The sequence below is a fragment of the Marinobacter sp. PE14 genome (genome assembly GCF_053566155.1).
Window position 1 is genome coordinate 266,036 of sequence record NZ_JBQXNY010000003.1, and the last position, 16,666, is coordinate 282,701.

The 16,666-nt window shown below is 57.7% G+C and carries 13 protein-coding genes; 5 read left to right on the forward strand and 8 right to left on the reverse strand.

What is annotated here, in order from left to right; translation table 11 throughout:
• The first annotated feature begins 81 nt into the window (after positions 1-81).
• Complete coding sequence (locus ACWJ62_RS11910) at positions 82-942, forward strand: DUF6544 family protein (RefSeq protein ID WP_449286375.1); 861 nt, start codon at positions 82-84, stop codon at positions 940-942.
• Positions 942-1,910 carry a M23 family metallopeptidase gene (locus ACWJ62_RS11915; RefSeq protein WP_449286376.1) on the forward strand — a complete coding sequence of 323 codons (969 nt, stop codon included), beginning with the start codon at positions 942-944 and terminating at the stop codon, positions 1,908-1,910. The genes ACWJ62_RS11910 and ACWJ62_RS11915 overlap by 1 nt, the downstream gene beginning before the upstream one ends.
• A gap of 6 nt (positions 1,911-1,916) precedes the next feature.
• Here the strand turns inward: ACWJ62_RS11915 and ACWJ62_RS11920 are convergent, their stop codons facing one another.
• The 4 genes from ACWJ62_RS11920 to ACWJ62_RS11935 form a co-directional block, all read right to left on the reverse strand.
• On the reverse strand, positions 1,917-2,336 hold the full coding sequence (locus tag ACWJ62_RS11920) for a universal stress protein (protein WP_088557866.1): 420 nt from the start codon (positions 2,334-2,336) through the stop codon (positions 1,917-1,919).
• Between the two features lie 139 nt (positions 2,337-2,475).
• Positions 2,476-3,858 (reverse strand): sodium-dependent transporter, encoded by a 1,383-nt coding sequence (locus ACWJ62_RS11925; protein ID WP_449286377.1) that lies wholly within the window; start codon positions 3,856-3,858, stop codon positions 2,476-2,478.
• Between the two features lie 62 nt (positions 3,859-3,920).
• Positions 3,921-5,108 (reverse strand): amino acid aminotransferase, encoded by a 1,188-nt coding sequence (locus ACWJ62_RS11930; RefSeq protein WP_449286378.1) that lies wholly within the window; start codon positions 5,106-5,108, stop codon positions 3,921-3,923.
• Positions 5,101-8,619, reverse strand: coding sequence for an indolepyruvate ferredoxin oxidoreductase family protein (locus ACWJ62_RS11935; RefSeq protein WP_449286379.1), 3,519 nt, complete (start codon positions 8,617-8,619; stop codon positions 5,101-5,103). The genes ACWJ62_RS11930 and ACWJ62_RS11935 overlap by 8 nt, the downstream gene beginning before the upstream one ends.
• 157 nt (positions 8,620-8,776) lie before the next feature.
• On the opposite strand from ACWJ62_RS11935, the gene ACWJ62_RS11940 reads away from it, so the two are divergent.
• Positions 8,777-9,256: an Lrp/AsnC family transcriptional regulator gene (locus ACWJ62_RS11940; RefSeq protein WP_449286380.1), complete on the forward strand. Its 480-nt coding sequence runs from the start codon at positions 8,777-8,779 to the stop codon at positions 9,254-9,256.
• 88 nt (positions 9,257-9,344) lie between these two features.
• Here ACWJ62_RS11940 and ACWJ62_RS11945 read toward each other — a convergent pair whose 3' ends face one another.
• The 3 genes from ACWJ62_RS11945 to ACWJ62_RS11955 all read right to left on the reverse strand — a co-directional run bounded on the left by ACWJ62_RS11945 (position 9,345) and on the right by ACWJ62_RS11955 (position 14,629).
• The gene (locus tag ACWJ62_RS11945) at positions 9,345-9,551 is read right to left on the reverse strand and encodes a cold-shock protein (protein WP_008176018.1); all 207 of its coding nucleotides are present in this window, start codon (positions 9,549-9,551) and stop codon (positions 9,345-9,347) included.
• A gap of 202 nt (positions 9,552-9,753) precedes the next feature.
• On the reverse strand, positions 9,754-13,515 hold the full coding sequence (locus tag ACWJ62_RS11950; protein WP_449286381.1) for a DUF1631 family protein: 3,762 nt from the start codon (positions 13,513-13,515) through the stop codon (positions 9,754-9,756).
• Between the two features lie 142 nt (positions 13,516-13,657).
• Positions 13,658-14,629, reverse strand: coding sequence for a ribonuclease Z (locus tag ACWJ62_RS11955; protein ID WP_449286382.1), 972 nt, complete (start codon positions 14,627-14,629; stop codon positions 13,658-13,660).
• 138 nt (positions 14,630-14,767) lie between these two features.
• Between ACWJ62_RS11955 and ACWJ62_RS11960 the strand changes: the two genes are divergently transcribed.
• The gene (locus ACWJ62_RS11960; protein ID WP_449286655.1) at positions 14,768-15,613 is read left to right on the forward strand and encodes a crotonase/enoyl-CoA hydratase family protein; all 846 of its coding nucleotides are present in this window, start codon (positions 14,768-14,770) and stop codon (positions 15,611-15,613) included.
• A complete protein-coding gene (locus tag ACWJ62_RS11965; protein WP_449286383.1) occupies positions 15,614-16,234 on the forward strand; it encodes a CPBP family intramembrane glutamic endopeptidase in 621 nt (206 codons plus the stop codon).
• Here the strand turns inward: ACWJ62_RS11965 and ACWJ62_RS11970 are convergent.
• Positions 16,225-16,644: a DUF2721 domain-containing protein gene (locus ACWJ62_RS11970; RefSeq protein ID WP_449286384.1), complete on the reverse strand. Its 420-nt coding sequence runs from the start codon at positions 16,642-16,644 to the stop codon at positions 16,225-16,227. The genes ACWJ62_RS11965 and ACWJ62_RS11970 overlap by 10 nt on opposite strands.
• Positions 16,645-16,666: the final 22 nt, after the last annotated feature.

Here is a 16,666-nt window from a genome sequence, read left to right on the forward strand (position 1 = left end):
CGGCCAGCCACGTTCATTGATCTGGAACAAGACTGGATGCGGACAGGGCAGGGACAATGACTGCTACGGAGCATAGCTTACATGAAAATCTTTTTCCTGATCCTGTTGATTCTGGTGGTTGCGGTCACTTTAGCTCTGTGGTTCTGGCGACAGGCCGACCACAATGCGGACCAAGCCGCCATGGCGAAGTTGGCGGCTCTGCAGCCGGCTTCACCGGAACGGTTCGATCTTTCTCTCCTTGAGGGGCTGCCGGAGCCCGCCCGGCGGTATTTCCGATACACCATTCAGCCCGGTACACCGCTATATACTGTCGCCCGGATATCAATGACCGGAAAATTCGGCATGGGCAATCGGGAATCGCCCGACTACATGGAAATGCAGGCCACGCAGATGCTGGCCATGCCCGAAGGCTTTATCTGGAAGATGAGCGCCAGCCGCGGCGCCCTCCGGGTTTCCGGCTCAGACACCGGGCAGTGGACGCGGTTCTGGCTGATGGGATTGCTGCCGGTGGCCCGGATGGGCGGCGACCCGGATCACACCCGTTCGGCATTCGGCCGGTATGTGGCGGAGGCGGTGTTCTGGACGCCGGCGGCACTGCTGCCAGGCCCAGGGGTCTCGTGGCAGCTTGTGGATGTAAATACGGCCAGGGTGATTGTCCGCCACGAGGGTATGGAGCAGGCGGTGGATGTTGTGGTGGCCGAAGACGGTCGTCCCCTTCAGGTAAGTTTCGACCGCTGGAGCAATGCGAATGCGGAAAAAATCCATCGTTTGCAGCCGTTCGGTGGATACCTGTCAGAGTTTCGGGAGTTCGAGGGCTTTATCTTGCCGACCCGCGTGGAAGCAGGGAATTTCTTTGCCACGGACGATTATTTTCCGTTTTTCATCGGCGAGATAAGCAACATAGAGTTTCCTCGAGCCAGTGTCACCGGGAGTAGCGACTGATGTCCCTTATGGTCATGCTCACCCAAATCGCCCTGCCAGTTCTCCTGTTGGTGTGGTTGGCACGGTTCCCTGCCAGGGGATTGCTTGCCCTTGGCGTTCAGGCACTGTCGGTTGCAGCAGTGCTCATTGGTCTCGGTCTGGCCGCCCTCTGGACCATGCCCCCGTACTGGGTGCCGTATATCTATTACGGGGTTTTCGCACTCATTGTGGTGTTACATCTCTGGCAGGGGCGGTTCAAAGGTAACGGCTTCTGGCGAGTCTCAGCCGGGCAGACCTTACTTGTCCTCCTTGGGTTCGGGCTTGGCTGTCTAGGTGGGTACATCGCGTATATGGCCTATCAGGGGGAGACTTTGCCGGCGGTTGAAACTGTCGACATCGCACCGCCGTTCGGGCCTGGCACTTATCTGGTGGCCCATGGCGGGTCAAACACCATGGTGAATGTGCACCTGAAAACACTGGATACAGCGGTTGAGCGTTTCAGACCCTGGCAGGGGCAAAGCCGGGCTATGGATATTTTCCGCATTTCTCCTCTGGGTATTCACAAGAGTGGCTGGCTCCCCGCCGATCCGGCTCGTTTTACAACCTTCGGCACCCCGGTGTTGGCGCCTTGCGATGGCGAGATCGCGAAAGTTGTCGATGGCCGGGAGGATATGCCAGTTCCAGTGATGGATCGGGAACACATGGCGGGAAATTATGTGGCGATCAATTGTGGCCAGTTCTTCGTGATTTTAGCCCATCTTAGGAAAGGCAGCGTCTCGGTCTCTGCTGGCGATCGGGTGGATGTTGGTGGTTTTCTGGGAGAAATGGGTAACTCCGGCAACAGTTCAGAGCCCCACCTGCACGTTCACGCCCAGCGAGGGCTGCCGGAGCAGGCGGCATTCGGAGGTGAGCCTCTGGCGCTGACTATTGATGATGCTTTTCCGGTGAGGAACGACAGGATACGGGTTGCAGTGCCTGTCGACCGATAGCTTTCTTTACCGCACAACGAATACCGAAATATCACTGTGTCTGACGATATTGGCGCCGTTGGAGTGGAGAATGTGGAGCCTGTCGCCGATTCCCGGCGGATGAGAAGCCATCACCACCAGGTCTGCACCTGTGGTTTTAATAGCTTCAAGCAACTTGTCTTCAAGTTCCACTGCCGTATCGGCGGTCTCCATGACGATGCTGTCCGTACTGATGCCGTGGGATTTCCCCTGCTCCTCCGCGAAGACGGCGAGTTTCTCCCTGAGCTCTTTAGGATTGTGGGCGGCCGCTCCCGGCGTGCTGTTGGTGACACTGACGTAGCAGAGGGTAGCCTTGTAATGCTTGGCAATATCTATGGAGGTATTGAGCGCCTTCACCATTTTATCGGTATGGGCGAGGTCGACCGGAACGAGGATCTTGCTGTACATAAGAGTTCTCCTTTTCCGCTTGAGACGCAGATCATTGGTCAGTTCTTCTGCATTCAGATTGGCAGTGCCCTTTTGGGTATGTCAAAAAAAGCCCGGTGAAGTTCACCGGGCTTTTGCGGTCGGAGACTGCTGGTGGCCGTTACACCAGATTGTAAAGGAACACCACGGCGATACCGGCAGGCGTTAGATAACGGAGTATGAACATGAACGCCTTGTAGCTGCCTCCCTGCAGACCAATATCGGCTGGCAGGCCCTCGCGTTTCATCGCCCAACCGGCAAACAGTGCAATAGCCAGTCCGCCCAGGGGCATCATCAGGTTGGACACCAGGAAGTCGAGCAGGTCGAACACCGTTTTGCCTTCGAAGAACGGGATAAAGCCAAGCGGGTGAACGCTGTCCCAGACGTTGAAGGACAACACCGTACCGATACCGATAAACCAGATTGCCAGGCCACCACCAAGCGCGCTTTTCGCCCGGCTGACGCCTTTGTGCTCTTCCAGCCATTCCACCACCGGTTCCAGCATGGAAATGGCCGAGGTGATGGCTGCTACCAGTAGCAGGGCAAAGAAAATGGTGCCGAACAGAGCGCCACCACTCATCTGACCAAACGCCAGTGGCAGGGTGACGAAGATCAGGCCGGGGCCTGCGCCTGGCTCAAGACCATTGGCAAATACCAGCGGAAAGATGGCCAGCCCCGCGAGAAGGGCAACACTGGTGTCCACGACAGCAATGGTCATGGCGGTCCGCGCAATGTTTACGGTTTTTGGCAGGTAGGAGCCGTAGGCCATCAGAACGCCAATACCGATGCTCAGGGTAAAGGCCGCGTGCCCCAGGGCGGTCAGTACACCGGCGGTGGTAAGCTTGCTGAAGTCCGGCGAGAACATGAAGCTCACGGCCCGGCCAAAGCTGCCGCTGTTCATGGCATAGATCACCATTGCGACCAGTAGCACGAACAGCAGTGGCATCAGCATGTTTACGGCTTTCTCAAGCCCGGAACGAATGCCGCGGCCAACGATGAACACGACGATGGCCATGAAGACGGAGTGCCACATCAGCAGTTCCCAGGGGTTGGCCAACAGCCCGCCGAACTGGCCACCAATGGCCTCGGCATCGGCGCCGGTAAACAGTCCGGTTGCGGCCTTGCCGATATAGACCAGGGCCCAGCCGCCAATCACGGCGTAGAAAGACAGCACCAGGAAGGACGCGATAACGCCATTCCAGCCGATGGCCCTCCAGCCCCTCGCGGTGCCTTCGCTTTTGGTCAGGGAGCGCATGGTGGCCACAGGGCTCTGGCCGCCGCGTCGACCAATCATGGTCTCGGCAATCAGAACCGGCACGCCGATCAGGAAGATACAGGCCAGGTAGATCAGAACGAAGGCGCCGCCGCCGTTCTCTCCGGTAATATAGGGAAACTTCCAGATGTTCCCGAGGCCTACTGCGGAGCCCGCAGCAGCCAGGATAAAGGCCATCCGTGAGGACCAGAGGTTGTTGGCCTGCTGGTGGGGTTGGGTACTCTCACTCATTCTTCTCTCCGGCTAATTGTTTTTGTCGGATTGATTGGTTTGGATCGTGTACTTGGAAACGTTTATCTGCGGAGAACGTCACCAATTGCCGCCGCGACTTTTGGCAGAACCCGGTCGTTAAGCCCTGCTACATTCACGCGGCTGCTATCGAGCATGTAGATGCCGTGTTCCTTCTGTAACCGGCCAACCTGCTCAGGACTGATGCCGAGGAACGAGAACATGCCTCGCTGACGGGCGATGAAGTCGAAGTCGCCCACCGGCGCGAGTGCGTCTGCAAAAGCGTGACGCAGGTGCAGGATGCGTTCACACATTCCGTTTAATTCTTGTTGCCACTGGGATTGCAGGTGTTCATCGCCAAGGATGGTCTCCACAATTGACGCGCCATGGGCCGGCGGCATTGAATAATGCGACCGGATGACGCTCAGCAGCTGGCTGGTGGCGGCCGCATTCACGGTTGCCGTTTCTGAAATCAGGGCAAGGGCGCCGGTGCGCTCACGGTAGAGCCCAAAGTTCTTGGAGCACGAGGCTGCGATCAGCATTTCCGGTACCGCACTGGCCAGATGCCTCAGGCCAGCCGCATCCGCGTCCAGGCCTTCGCCAAGGCCCTGATAGGCCATATCCACAAAGGGCAGCAGGCCCTTACGCTGGATCAGGCTGGTCGCTTCCTGCCATTGGTCCAGGCTCAGGTCGGCGCCCGAGGGGTTGTGGCAGCATCCGTGAAGTAGCACCACATCGCCCGGAGCAGCCTGTTCCAGGCTTTCCAGCATGGCGCCGAAGTCTACCTGCAGCGTCTGTGGATTGAGGTACGGATATTCGCGAATGGTCAGACCGGCGCCACCAAGAAGCGGCAGGTGGTTGGCCCAGGTGGGCGTGCTCACCCAGACGGTTGTGTCCGGCTTGCACAGCCGAAGAAACTCGGCCGCCATACGCAGGGCGCCGCAGCCGCCCGGAGTCTGGATGACCGATACACGGCCGTCTCGGACCAGCGGGCTGTTGCTGCCCAGGATCAGCTCGGCCATGGCGCTGTTGAAGCCGGCAGAACCGGCAGGGCCTACGTAGCTCTTGGTGGTTTCGCCCTCAAGCAGGCGACGCTCGGCTTCGTGCACGGCGGCCATGATAGGCGTATTGCCGGCGTCATCCTTATAGACACCGATGCCCAGATCCACCTTGTCCGTTCGATTGTCTTCACGGAAGGTCTGCATCAGCTGCAGGATCGGATCCTGGGGCAGTGGCTGGAGTGCTTCAAACATGGTTTGCCTCCTCATCGGCCTGTTGGGTCCGGATCAGGGTCGGGCGACCGGTATCCAGCGCCTTGATCAGCTGAGTCTGCTTTTCACGAATGCTTTCTGCCGCTTGCTCCCGCACCGGGCCGTAGCCGCGAACATCGGCAGGCAGCTCGGCAAGCTGCAGGAAGGTCTCGTAGTTGCTTGCGTTCAGCTCACGGCCGATACGAGCGACCAAGCCCTGGTAGTCTTTCAGCATGGCGCGGTCCAGCTTGCGGTCTGCGGAGTAGCTGAACGGGTCCACCGCGGTTCCACGCAGGCCGCGAAGCTTGGCCAGCAGTCGGAAGGCCCGGAACATCCAGGGGCCAAACCGGCGCTTTTTCGGCCTTCCCTGGGCATCGGTCTCTCCGCTGAGCAGGGGCGGGGCCAGGTGGAAATGGACCTTGAAGTCCCCCTCGAAGGTTTCATTTACCTCTTTCATGAAGTCGGTTTCGGCAAACAGCCGTGCCACTTCGTATTCATCCTTGTAAGCCATGAGCCGGTATAACTGCTGGGCCGCTGCTCGAGTCAGCAGAAGATTGGTTTCACCGAGGGCTTCCTCGGCCTTGCGGACCAGGGCAATGCGGTCACGGTATTGGTCGGCCCAGCGCTGGTTCTGGTAGTTGACCAGATGCCTGTGACGGGTGTTGATCAGTTCTTCCAGGGTTGGTTCGGGCTTGACCTCAACAGCCTGGGCCTTGTTGTCATCCAACAGATCCGTGACTGCACTCAGTTCCACGGCTGCCAGTCGGCCCCAGCCGAAGGCTTCCTTGTTCCGGTCGATGGCGACGCCATTGAGCTCAATCGCCTTCATCAAAGCCGCCTCTGAGAGAGGCAGTAAGCCCTTCTGCCAGGCAAAGCCGAGCATCATCACGTTGGAAAATACGGTATCGCCCATTAGTTTCTCGGCGATGCCATTAGCATCCAACTGATCGAAATGATCCTCACCAACTGCGTTCTTCAGCAGGCCAAGGCGTTTGTCGGCCTTCATATCGGCGTCCCGGAAAAGCACGTAATCGGCGGTAGGCAGTTCCGCTTCGTTGGCGACGATCCGGGTGTGGTTCGGTCGGAGTACGCTCAGGGCCTTCTGTGAAGACGCCACGACCAGATCGCAGGCGATGACCGCATCGGCCTGGCCGTTGCTGATCCGCACCTGGTGGAGCTTGTCCGGAGACGGTGCCATACGAACGTAGCTCAGCACCGTGCCGCCTTTCTGGGCAAAGCCCATGAAATCCAGTACCGAGGCACCACGGGATTCCAGGTGGGCTGCCATGGTGATGAGCTGTCCGACCGTCACCACGCCAGTGCCGCCAACGCCGCCCACCAGCAGATCGTAGGAGCCGGTCAGTTCTGGCAACCCAGGGGCTGGAATGTCAGCCAGCTTGCGGGTGAGTACGGAGCCGGTGTCAACGCCCCGGGATTTGCGCAACTGACCGCCTTCAATGGTCACGAAGCTGGGGCAGAATCCGTTAACACAGGAGAAGTCCTTGTTGCAGGAGGACTGGTCGATCTTCCGCTTGCGTCCCAGCTCTGTCTTGCGGGGAACAACCGAAAGACAGTTGGACTGTACCGAACAGTCGCCACAACCTTCACACACGTGATGGTTGATAAAAGCCCGCTTGGCCGGATCCGGGAACTGCTTGCGCTTGCGACGGCGGCGCTTCTCGGCGGCACAGGTCTGGTCGTAAATCAGTACGGTACAGCCGGGGATATCACGCAATTCGCGCTGCACCTGATCGAGCTCGGACCGATCGTGGAAGGTGACGTCCTTGGGGAACAGGTCATGATGGCCATCGTATTTCTCGGGTTCGTCACTGAGCACAACAACCCGATTCACCCCTTCTGCGGCCATTTGCTGGGCAATCCTGTCAACGGTGATCTGCCCGTCGACGGGCTGACCGCCGGTCATTGCCACGGCGTCGTTGAACAGGATCTTGTAGGTAATGTTGATGCCAGCAGCCACCGCCTGACGGATTGCCATGGAGCCGGAGTGGAAGTAGGTGCCTTCGCCCAGGTTCTGGAATACGTGGGGGTTGCCGGTGTATCGGCTTTTGCCGATCCAATTGACGCCTTCGCCGCCCATCTGGATGAGGGATTCGGTGTTCCGGCCCATCCAGGAAGCCATGAAGTGGCAGCCAATGCCGGCCAGGGCCTTGCTGCCCTCCGGGACCTTGGTGGAGGTGTTGTGGGGGCAACCCGAGCAGAAATAGGGCATGCGCTTAACGCCGCCCGGATCCTGGGCGGTGGTCATGGCACTGATTTCGGCCATGCGCTCGCTGAAGTCCACCGAGAAAAAGCGGCCAAGGCGGGCCGCCAGGAAGCCGGCAACCAGCTTCGGGCTCAGCTCGCCGACATAGGGAATTAGCGGTCGGCCCAGCTCATCCTGCTTGCCGGTAATCAAAACCTCGCCGGGGCGATCCGGCTCGGACATGTACTCCTTGATCTGGCTCTCGATGATGCCGCGCTTTTCCTCGATCACCAGGACTTCTTCCTTGCCGTGAACGAAGTCCAGGATGCCGCGACGCTCCAGGGGCCAGACCATGCCCACCTTATAGATATCCAGCCCCATGTCCCGGGCCTTGTCTTCGTCAATACCGAGCAGATCGAGGGCTTCAAGCAGATCGAGGTGGCCCTTGCCGGTGGTGACAATACCAAAACGGGCTTCCTTGTTGCCGAACAGGCACCGGTCAATGCGGTTGGCACGGGCAAAGGCCTGAACGGCTGCGAGTTTGTGTTCGATTCGGGTTTCCAGCTGTGGTCCGGGCAGATCCGGCCAGCGGTAATGAAGGCCGCTTTCTGGCGCGGTGAAATCGTCCGGAGTCACAAAATCCGGTGCAGGCGGAATTTCCACAGAGGCTGCGCTTTCCACGGTTTCCGAAACCGCCTTGAAGCCAACCCAGCATCCGCTATAGCGGGACAGGGCATAACCCCAGAGACCGAACTCCAGGTACTCCGCGATGTTGGCCGGGTTGATGGTGGGCATGAAGAAGCTCATGAACGCCACATCGGACTGATGAGGCATGGACGATGACACGCAACCGTGGTCATCACCCGCTACCACCAGCACGCCGCCATGGGGCGAGGAACCATAGGTGGTGCCATGTTTCAGGGCGTCGCCGGCGCGGTCCACGCCAGGCCCCTTTCCATACCAGAGGCCAAAAACCCCATCCACCTGCCGGTCTTCGTCGGTTTCCACCTGTTGGGTACCGAGCATGATCGTGGCGGCGAGGTCTTCGTTAATGGCGGGCACGAAATCGATCCGGTTCTCGTCCAGCAGATCCTTGGTCTGCCAGAGTGCCTGGTCTACAGCACCCAGCGGGGAGCCCCGGTAGCCACTAACCAGGCCGGCCGTATTCAGTCCCTGTTTGCGATCCAGGGCAGCTTGCATCAGGGGGATTCGGACCAGCGCCTGGGTGCCGGTCAGGAAAACCCGGCCGGATTCCCGCAGGTAACGGTCTTCGAGTTTGTAATCGTCGAGTTGTGGGGTATCGGCGGACATGGCGCCCTCCTTTTTGTCGATTTTATGACCAAAATTCTAGAGGGAAGTCCGCAAAAGGTGCTTGCTTATTGGGTAGGGGTTTCGACAATTTGCGAAAGGATGTTTGATAAATAACAATAGGGCGAAAGAACCTTTGATAAAAATCAGGTGTTACCAAATGAAACAGGTAGAGCTGGACAAGCTGGATCGGAAAATCCTCTCCGTACTGCAGCAGGATGGGCGCATCAGCAATCAGTTACTGGCAGAACAGGTGGGGTTGTCACCGGCCGCTTGCTGGCGTCGGGTGCGGACACTTGAGGAAAGCGGTGTGATTCAGGGGTACAGCGCTAGAGTGGATCCGGAACGCATTGGTCAGGGTCTGTGCGTGCTCGTCAATCTGTCACTTCAGCGACATACCATCGATAGCACTGCGGAGATTGAGCGGCAGGTGAGCAGCTACCCTGAGGTACTCCAGTGTTTCGCGGTAACCGGCAATGCCGATTTCGTGCTCAGGGTCGTGGTGCCGGATATGGCCAGTTACGATCGATTCCTGAACGAAAAGATCTTCACCTTGCAGGGCATTGCCCAGGTGAATTCAAACTTTGCGTTGCGGGAGATAAAGAATACCGAGACGATCCCGGTGGAAGGCATTCTGTAGGTTCGGCAGGGGGCACCAACGAAAAAAGGCAGCCGAAGCTGCCTTTTTACACGTGCCGTCTGCTATTTGCAGAGCGTCTCTTTAAAAATTAAAGAGCGACAACGTTTTCCGCCTGGGGACCTTTCTGGCCCTGGGTAACGGTGAACTCGACCTGCTGGCCTTCAGCCAGAGTCTTGAAACCGCCGCCCTGAATGGCGCTGTAGTGAACGAAAACGTCCGGGCCGCTTTCGCGAGTGATAAAGCCAAAACCTTTTGCTTCGTTGAAAAACTTAACGTTGCCGGTAACTGTAGACATAATATTCTTTCCTGATTTCAATCATTTTATGTGCCGTCAGATCATCTTGTGATGCCTGATCAGCGGTATGCGGAAACAAAAAACTGGCGTGATCAAAAACAGGACGTGCTACTTGTTACAACTGAGCGGTCTTATTGATGAAATGCTTTGCTAAATCTTTCCAACGAGGCCCACTGTACTCCTGCCACCGGGAAAAGCAAAGCTATTTCTTGTAGGCATAAACCGGGGTAGTGGAATTCCCGGTGCCAAGGCTGTCCAGCCTGCGCGGCTTGGCAATGGCGAAGCCCTGGGCGTAGTCCACCTGGATCTCTTTCAGGGTGTCCATGATTTCCATGTCTTCCACGTATTCGGCGATGGTCTGAAGATCGAGAAAATGACAAAGCTCGTTGATCGACCTCACCATGGCGTAGTTTGTCAGGTTGGTCGCCATGTCCTTTACAAATATCCCGTCAATTTTCACAAAGTCCACTGGCAGTTTCTGGAGGTACGCATAGGACGACAGGCCGGTGCCGAAATCATCCAGGGCGAACCGGCAGTTCAGCCGCTTCATCTCGCGCATGAAGTCGGAGGCAAAATGGAGGTTGGCGACGGCAGAGGTTTCGGTTACCTCAAAGCAGAGCTTGTGGGCCAGTTCCGGATTCGCCCTGAGGTTGGATTCCAGGCCGAGCATGAAGCTGTCATCGCTCAACGACGAGCCTGACAGGTTAACGTTCAGAGTGGCAATCTTTGCGAGCGCCTCGGGATTATCACGCATCCACGCCAGCACTTCGGAAATGACCCACAAATCAACCCGCGTGCTGCGTTTGAACTGTTCGGCTGCCTCGATATAGCCCTGGGGAGAGATCTCTTTGCCAGAACTGTCTTTCAGGCCGAGCAAGAGTTCATGCATTGTGCCTTCGCCGTCTTCCGGTTCAAGGGCAACGATTGGCTGAGCCCGAAGGTAGAGGCTGCCATCACGGATGGTCCGATCTATTTCCGTGACCCATTGGGGTGTACCGAGCCGGGATTGGTCCCGGCTTTCCCTGGCCAGTTCAATCCGGTTCCCGCCCAGCTTTTTGGCCGCTTTTAGCGAGAGGCTCGCAAGATTGAGAAGGTCGCCAGGTGCATGCCCCGCCCCGGTTACCGGCCGGATACTTATGCTGACGGTTGCCCGATATTCTGCCTGCCCGTGCCGGAACACATGCTGCTCGAAGTTTCGCCGCAGGGACTCCGCAAAATCCAGGCAGTCTTCTGTACTGATGTTATTGATGAGCACCGCAAACTCATTGCCGCTGATCCGGCCAACGTGGGACTCCGAGAATCGGGATTCGCTCTGTTCACGGAGGTTGTTGGCGACATATCTCAACAGGGCATCACCGGCTTCCGCGCCATAGGAGGCGTTGATGACACTGAACTCGTCTACATCCAGAACCATCAGGGCGGCGGCATGGTCTTCAGCAGATGACGGCAGGATGCTGATTAGCTGAGAGACCTGTTTCTCGAAGTCATGGCGGTGCATACACCCCGTCAGGGCATCGTGGGTTGCCTGAAAATTGAGCTTCCGGTAAACATCTTCAACGATGCTGAACAGGCTTTGGTCGAGGAATGGGATGTCTCCGCTCTCAACCAGCCAGGCTTCGCCTTCAGCGAGTTTTTGCACAAACTCCGGAAACCCGTAACTGACTTCGCTCATGCCCTTGGGCGAAAGAAAAACAAACCGGAGCGAATCCTCGCCGCCCCACACCAGCCGCAACCGGCGGGTGTCGCCGGTATCCAGACGAACCTCAACCCAGTCGCCTACGGAAATCTCCTTTGCTCTTGAGGCCCAGCGACTGTCTTCAAGCTCCGGGGGCAGCGGGGCCGGCGCTTCATCGGCGTCGCCGTACTCATCCACCCATGTGGTTTCTGCTTCCACGTTGCCCTCGAGAATTCCGGATAACTCGTCAATAGCCGGCCTTACTCGCGAGACTTCCCCGGCGGTTTTCAGCTCCCGTTCGATGAACTGCAGCATGACGCTGCTCTCCAGCTCCCGTTCAAATGCCAGTTCTTCGGAGGTGCTGGCGGGCGACAGCCAGGCCTGGAGCTGTGCCACCACATCAAGCAGTTCCTCACAATGCCGGCTTTCCGGACCTTCTCTCAGCATGGTCAGGACGATCAGCTGCTCCCAGCCCGCCTGAAGAATGCGGATCAGAATGTTCGGAACCTGCCTGTTGCTCAAGAGCGCGTTCAGCCTCTGCCTTGCCTCCTTGCGGGTAAGGCGCAGGCGCTCCTTGCCCTCCAGGGTTTTTGCCAGCCGTTCGGAGTTACGGAGAAACGATTGATCCTGACGCTCGACAAGCTGTTTCAGGCGTTCGCCCAGGCTTTCCATCAGGTCCGGATCCGATACCTCGATCTCTGTCAGTTCCTCGACGATATCGGCGACCGTCGCCTCCAGCTTCTTGCTTGAGGCTCTTTCGGCAAGACAGATGTGCATCAGGTTATTGATGATATCCCTGGCCGGGTGGTCGCCGGCATTCAGAAAATCCGGTGTTTCAACCAGCGTTTCGAACACGGGTAGCCGGAGTTTCTGCAGTTGGTGGCGAAGCGAGCCCGAGAGCTCGTCGTGGGTTTTCAACGGCGCGAACAGTCGGTCCACCAGATTGGCCTTCTCAACGGCCGTGCGGTCCAGTGAGCTGGCAAGGTCGGAGTCCGAGTTGGCCAGTTCCCGAAGCAGTCCCGCCATATCGGGCTCGTCGTCGTGCAACCGGTCCAGCAGTTCCCGGCGCCGGGAGCGAAGGTTTTCCGAAAGCTTTGGATTGGGCTCCTCCCAGTCCGAAAGTTCAGACGAGGGGTTTGACTCCAGGGCCATCAATTGAAACAGGGAGCGACCGACCGAAGGCGATCCGAACGACTCGTGCCCGGCGTGGTTGGTTTCCGGAGTTTCATCGGATGAGTCTTCTGTGGCTTCCGTTGCTGAACTTGAGTCGTCCGCTGTGTGGTCCCGGTCTCGCAGTGACCAGTTTGCGGGCAGCTCGGTGATATCTATGGCCTCCAGGCCAGCTCGTCGACAGTCATTGATCAGGGACCGGATGGCCGCGGGCCAGACCCGGACAAGAGCATTTTCCCAGGCGCGGTAGATGGTCAGGCGGTGCTCCCGCGCAATGCCCAGATGATCGACCATATACTGCAGGCAGACGCACAGTGCCCGGGGAGTCAGTGGATTGTTATCATCGTTGACGTCTTGCCGGAAAATCTGGTTAAGAAACTGGTTGAGCAGGAAATTGGCCCCGGTATTTGCTTTGCTAACGCCGGTGGCGATGGCCTGCAGGTCCAGCCAGTCCTCGAACTCGTGCTGTTGCAGCAGGTGCAACTCCTTGTTGCTGGCCCGGGACTCGGCGGCGGGCTCAAGGGTTGCCTGATTGGCCTGGAACTGGGCCTGGAAATCCTGGAGCATTCGTTGCTGGCGGCTCTGGAAAATGAAGCGCATGTCCTTGAGCCGGGTGATTTCACGCAGCTCGGCTGCCTCTTCCAGGTCGGCTTCGATGCCCTCGAAGGTGCCTTCCATAAATTCCGGAAGTAACTGTTCCAGAAGCCGACGGCAATGCTGATGGTAGAGCTGTTTCAGTGAAGGGTCCGGAGTCGCCGCTTCAGGCCGATTTGTTCCAGAGTGCTGCAACAAACACTCAATGTCGTTGCTGAGCTCCTCGGTGTTCCCCGCTATGTCCAGCAAAATGCCGCTACTGCGGCCAGCCTGAACCGTGCCCCTGAAATGGAGGTGCTGTTTTTCACGGTCGTTATCGAAGAAAACATGAAGATCGGTCTGTGCAGCGGCAGACGATGACAGCTGGTCGAGTACCGCGGGCGACGAAAAGTTCTTCAGGGTGAGACGCAGCCCTTTTTTACCCAGAACAACGCTGTCAATGACACAGCCACAGGGAATGAGGCCAGGCGTGACGACAACCGCATCCTTGCCGAGTCTGGAGTGTTTTGCGTTGAGCCGGGTCATTGACCGCCTTCCTGAGCAGTGGAAAGTGAATCGTTGTTCAATTTATCCTGGGTGAAGTGTAATTTGAACTTCACGAAACGCAAAGTGAATCTATAAAAGCGACACATATAAGCCCGGGCGGCGCGTTTGATCCACGCTTGGATTATAGACGCTCGACGGGTTTCAGCATCAGCTCTCTATCGAGCTCGAAGCAGGCAAAATCCCTGGCCAGATACAGGTTCCCTCTATAGATGCCTCTGGCTTCGGATTCGATCTCGCTTATGTGCGGATAAGCATCCGGATTGAGCTGGTAACGGGAACTGAAATGGGTAAGCACAAGATTAGGAACGCCTGCGGCCTCGGCAAAACGGGCCACCTGCGCGGCGGAGCTGTGTTGCGGCCAGGGACCGACCCTGTCGGATACTTCCTGGGTGTAGGTCGCCTCATGAATCACCACCTGAACATCAGAGCTGGCTTCCTGGAGTAGTTCTGGCTGATCGTTGTCACCGGCGACGATGACTTTGCGCGGTTTCCTTGCAATTTGAGTGTAGTCATCGCAACGGGCAAGGCGGCCATCTTCCAAAACCACGTCATGGCCCTGTTGCAGACGGCCCCAGGCCGGACCGGCCTCAATACCATCCGCTTCGAGCTTGTCCCGGACCAGCTGGCGTTCCAGATTCTTTTCGGTGAACACAAACGCCCGGCAGGACACGCGATGGGACAGGGGCACTGCCGTAACCGAGAGTGCGTTGTCTTGCCAGTGGAAATCCTCTGCTTCGGAATCGACAAATTTGAGTTCAAAACTCAGGCTTGAGTCACTGTTTCCGAGGGCAGCCTCTATGAAGGTTTTTACAGGTCTGGGTGCAACCAGATACAGAGGGGCGGTACGGCCGAGTATGGAAGCACTGGTGAGCAGTCCCGGCAGCCCGAACGTGTGGTCTCCATGGATGTGGGTGATAAATATAGCCTGCAGCTGCATCACGGAATGATGCGTTCTCAATAGCTGGTGCTGGGTGCCTTCACCGCAGTCAATCAGGTACCAGTGTTTTGGTCCGCCGTGGCTCAGCGCCAGACCGGTCACATTGCGCGATTTTGTGGGCGTTCCGGCTGACGTGCCGAGGAAGGTGAATTCCATACCAGGCCTTTTCGGGTTAACGTGTCGTCTCTCTGTCCGCCATAATACGAAGGTAGCAGAATTGACGATACATTAGCCGGGGCGACCGCTAATGGGCCGGTATGCGATATCTACATAAGGAGTGCTGTCTTGTCTGAGTTGTCCAGTTACGAGAGTTTTTCGATTGAGGTAAAAGACCACATCGCCCACGTACAGTTCAGTCGCCCGGAGGCTCTGAACACCATGAACAAGGCGTTCTGGCTCGAGTTGCCCCGGTGCATGCAGGAGATCGAGGCCAGCACCGACGCCCGCGTGATCGTAATCTCCTCCACCGGCAAACACTTCTCCGCCGGCATGGATCTGGGCGTGTTCAGCGATCCCAAAGCCGTGCCCATGAATGGTGACCCCGGGCGCATGGCGGAAAACCTTCGCAGGGTTGTGCTGCAGTTGCAGGATACTCTGACCTCTCTGGAAAAAATCCGGCTTCCCGTGCTGGCAGCCATCCATGGTGGCTGTATCGGTGGTGCTCTGGATCTGGTATGTGCCGCTGACAGCCGTTATTGCACGGAAGATGCTTACTTCACCATCAAGGAAACCGAGCTGGGCATGACCGCCGACGTTGGCACGCTCCAGCGCCTGCCAAAACTGATGCCAGAGGGCGTGGTTCGTGAACTGGCCTATACCGGCCGCAAATTCTCCGCCACTGAAGCGCAGAATCTGGGCTTCGTAAACGCCGTCTATGCCGACCAGGAATCCATGCTGGCAGCGGTTATGGCTATTGCTGGCCAGATTGCCGGGAACTCTCCTCTGGCCGTCACTGGCTGCAAGGAAATGCTCAATTACAGTCGCGACCACAGCGTGGAAGACAGCCTCAAATACATGGCCACCTGGCAGGCCGGCATGTTCCGCCCGACGGACATGATGAAATCGTTCCAGGCCAAAGCCCAGAAGCAGGCGCCGAAATACGATGCGCTGTTTCCAGTGAAGCCTTTGTTCGATCAGTAAATGGCGTTGGGTAAACGACGAAAATCCGGTATCTCCTCCAATGCCGCTCTGTTATTCCAGGGCGGCATTGGCGTTATCGGATTAGTGGCGATTCTGCTATTCGGAATTCCGGTGCTGCATGTTGGGCCAGGCCTGTGGCCCAGCATCTTCCTGGGGACGGTTGGAGCCGCTCTTACCTACGCCGTTTTGCTGTTGCTTACGCGGGTGCCCGGCTTGTTCCCGGAGAACCTCGAGCGGCAGATGCAGGGTTTGTATGACTTTGCCTCCAGCTACTCCCCGGCTGTGCTCATTCTGCTGTCCCTCCTGGCCGGGGTAGGCGAGGAATTGTTATTCCGGGGCGCAATTCAGGGCTGGCTGATGACAAAGACTGCCCCTGTATCGGCCGTGCTTGCGGCATCGGTGCTGTTCGGGCTGGTGCACTACGTTTCATTTACCTACTTTCTGGTGGCTACCGGCCTTGGGGTGATCCTGGGGGCGGCCTATCTGTTATCCGAAAGCCTGGCGCTGGTCATGGTCTGGCATGCCCTTTACGACATGATTGCCCTGTTCTGTCTGCTCCGGTTTCCACGCTGGTTTGGTGTCCGGGTCGTGAATTCCGGCGCAAACAGGCCTCACGAATAGTCGACATCTTCCCGGCCGGCGCTCTTGCGGGCCTCAAAGCTGGCAAGCTCCACATTGATGGCATTGGTGGAGATCTGGATTTCGTACAGAGAGTACAGCAGGGAGAAAGACAGCAGCACCAGGCTGGCACCGAACGACACCACCCCCGGCAGGTCGGCACCCAGGAAAAGCAGGAACATGGAAACCGTACACAGGAAGAAACTGAGTACGCCGAAGGTCTGCATGCGTTTGGTGAGCACAATCCGTTTGCGCAGCATGCCGATCTGTCGGGCAATCAGTGCGTGGTCTTCCTCGGTGTCCATCTGCTTGAGTTGGCGTATCAGCTGCGCCAACACCAGAAACCGGTTGGTGTAGGCCAGCAACAGCAGCGAAATCGCCGGGAAGAGCAGGGCAGGCGTTGTCAGATCCAATCTGGTGTCCTTATGAGTGAGG